Annotated in this window: 2 protein-coding genes; both read right to left on the reverse strand. The window is 38.5% G+C overall.

Annotated elements, in window-relative coordinates; all coding sequences use genetic code 11:
• Nucleotides 1–51: 51 nt before the first annotated feature.
• Nucleotides 52–1,122 carry a hypothetical protein gene (locus GQR46_RS18160; RefSeq protein WP_007585627.1) on the reverse strand — a complete coding sequence of 357 codons (1,071 nt, stop codon included), beginning with the start codon at nt 1,120–1,122 and terminating at the stop codon, nt 52–54.
• 610 nt (nt 1,123–1,732) lie between these two features.
• Nucleotides 1,733–3,058, reverse strand: a complete 1,326-nt coding sequence (locus GQR46_RS18165; protein WP_007585625.1) for a PAS domain-containing methyl-accepting chemotaxis protein — start codon at nt 3,056–3,058, stop codon at nt 1,733–1,735.
• Between the last annotated feature and the right edge of the window lie 48 nt (nt 3,059–3,106).

A 3,106-nucleotide genomic window follows, 5' to 3' on the forward strand; every position in this document is an offset into this window, starting at 1 on the left:
ATATTTCAATCTTTTATAAGGCGTATAGTTTTTAACTACACGCCTTGTATGTTATGGAATCACATTATAAATAAGTGCTGATGCGCTTAAATTATTTGAATCCTTAATATAACGATATTGTTTTTTCCAAAACCAACTACCTGTAGTTTTATCAAACGTATTAAAACCTACAGTGTCACCTTCCACATTTACGTTATTCATGGCTATTGTTACATTACCTTTTCGCTGCGCGTTATGTATTTCGTTATGGCTATAACTGTCACTCATCATCATTGGATAATGGTTTGGCATAAAGCTACTTACTGCATCACCTTGCGATTTTAAATGGCCATTTGTATCAATACTGCTGCTACAACTTCCAAACGAGCCAGCCGAACTGGCACCACATGAAGAGTGCGATGCAACAACCGAATCATCATTGCCTTTTAAAAAACCACCCGTTAAACCCAAATATGCATTTCCATCGGCAACAAAGCGTAAACGTGGCGTACGTGCATCTGGGAATGGTGAAATTTTACGTGCATTGTTTACTTTTAAATCGTGTAATACACCAACAGCTTCGGTTACATCACTTCCTAGCCACCATTTGAGTGCAGCATCGACCGCAAAGTTCCATGATGCGCCAGTTAAAGCACTAACAGCTACGTCAGCCAGCTCACTTCCACCACCCGCGCCTGCTAAATCAAACGTAGCAACAATATTAAGCGGCTCTAAGCCTTCGTTTTCTAACCAGTTTTCTTGATTATCAATAATATGGCGTGCAACTAAGTCTCCTGTTGAATGTGTTACAAATACACAGCCATCACTGCATAAATTAGAGCGTGAAATTTGCTTTAGCTTTGGCCACACCCAATCGGTAGCAATTTTACCTTCAATACGTTCATAAGCAGGCCAATCAATTCGCTCATCTGCACGATTATTCCAGTACGATTGCCAATATGTTTCACCATCATTGATTACATCACTACCCGACTTATTTGTTATTTGCGAAGTTTGTAACCCATGAATTAATATAATTTTGTAGTCTTTACTCGCTGCAGAAAAGCTCATTAACATAGCTAACCCCGCACCAATTAGGTGGCTTGGCTTAATTAATTTGTGTGTGCGCTTTGTGTTGTTCATACAATTCCTTAATGTTGTGTACTTAATATTTTATTATCATTTAAGGTATTCATGTTGGTTTACATAAGCTTGTCAGCTTAGGTGTTCACTAGGGTCTGTTGTTCTTTGCGGATTAAAATTTGTTCAAACTAGAGGCTATTTAATCACGGCGCGAGATTTGTAACCTAGTGGGCTCGGTAACTGCTCCTGCGTTACTCTACTGGCTTACATCCATGTAAGAATAAGTAAAACCCGAGCAACAAAGAGTAAATAGCCTCTAGGAAGTACCCTTTGGGCAGCGTCTGTTTGGCATTAATGCTACGTTATCGCCTATTTATGGGGAACAACCACACTACTTAGGCTCTGCCTTGCCTAAATACCAAACAGACTGCTGCAAATTTAACCTTGAAAGATCAACAGACTCTAGTATTAGGAACAACGAACAAAAATGCAACAACTTATTATCATTTAGGGAAGAGAAGAAACTTATTTCATACTGATTAATGAGTTAATAGAGGTATAGTTGTTATATTTGAAATTATTAGATGGGTTTCAAGGGGTATATTGAGGGTAGTAAGATTAAAGCGGATACCATTGAAAGTGCCCGCTTTAGAATAAGGACGAAGCTAATCTAACCGTTAGCTTTAAGTTCACTGGTAAATTGCCCAATCGCATTTACAACTTCTTGTGCACCTTGTTGGATCTCTTGCATCACTTCACCAGATTCTTTAGATAACGCCAAGCCTTGCTCTGCCTTCTCTTTACCTTTTTCTATTACAGCCACCGTATTTTGGGTTTGTGATTGGTTGCGCTGTACAACTTCTACAATTTCTTCTGTTGCTTTTGAGGTACGCGATGCAAGCAATCGCACTTCATCTGCAACCACAGCAAAGCCTCGCCCCTGCTCGCCAGCTCTTGCCGCTTCAATTGCGGCATTTAATGCTAATAAATTTGTTTGCTCAGCAATACTACTAATGCTTTGTACAATACTCGATATTTGTTGCGACTGCTGATCAAGCGCTGAAATTTCATTTGCAGCTTGCTCCATGTTAATAGCCAGCTCAGTCATTACTGCGACTGTATCTTGTATAACGCTCGCGCCTTGCTCTGCTTTTTTATCAGTTTGGGTTGAGGTGCTATAAGCAATTTCGGCAGCTTGTGATATCGCAATTTCTTGATTTACTTGATCAGTGATAACAGTTGCAAACTTCATTACTTTATAAAGCTCATTCGCGTCATTTGAGATTGGGTTATATGACGCTTCTAGCCAAACAATGTTTCCATGTTTATCTACACGCTTAAAACGCTCAGCAATAAACTTACCTTCTCTTAATTTAGCCCAAAATTGCAGATACTCTTGGGAGTTATACTCTGAAGCCTCACAAAACGTACGGTGATGTTTACCTAGTATTTCACTTTCTTGATAACCCATTGCAGCTAAAAACTGATCATTTGCTTTTAAGACATGGCCTTCTAAATCAAATTCAATTACCGCCATAGAGCGATATATCGCTTTAATAGTATCGCTTTGCTCCCGAGAAGCCGTAATTGTTTTTGTAAGTACACTTCCGAATATAGAAAAATAGAGCAACTGATCTTGCTCCCCTTTTACTGGATGTACTATTAAACGTAACCATTCAGCTTTACCATCGCTGCGCATAACTTGCAATGCACCGCCCCAATGCCCTTCTTTTTTAATAGCTTGCTGTAGGCTTTTAAATTCTGAAGATTGACGAGACGAATCTGTAATAAAATCGTCAAAAGAATTATTAGTTAGATCATCTTCACTGTAGCCTAGGTTTTCTAAAAACTTATCATTGGCGTGCGAAATTCGGCCATCATAAAGAATGTTTAGTACTAACATCTCTCGGTAAAGCCCTTCCCATACTTGTTGTAATGGGTAAAGTTCAGCTTTTAGAGAAGCTATTTCGTTTTGTTTATTTTTAGAAAAAAACATTAATATCCCTACTAATACATTCGATATGAAATGAAATTAATTTTATTA

The organism is Pseudoalteromonas sp. Z1A6 (genome assembly GCF_011378745.1).
In the GTDB taxonomy this organism is placed as follows: Bacteria; Pseudomonadota; Gammaproteobacteria; order Enterobacterales; family Alteromonadaceae; genus Pseudoalteromonas; species Pseudoalteromonas arctica.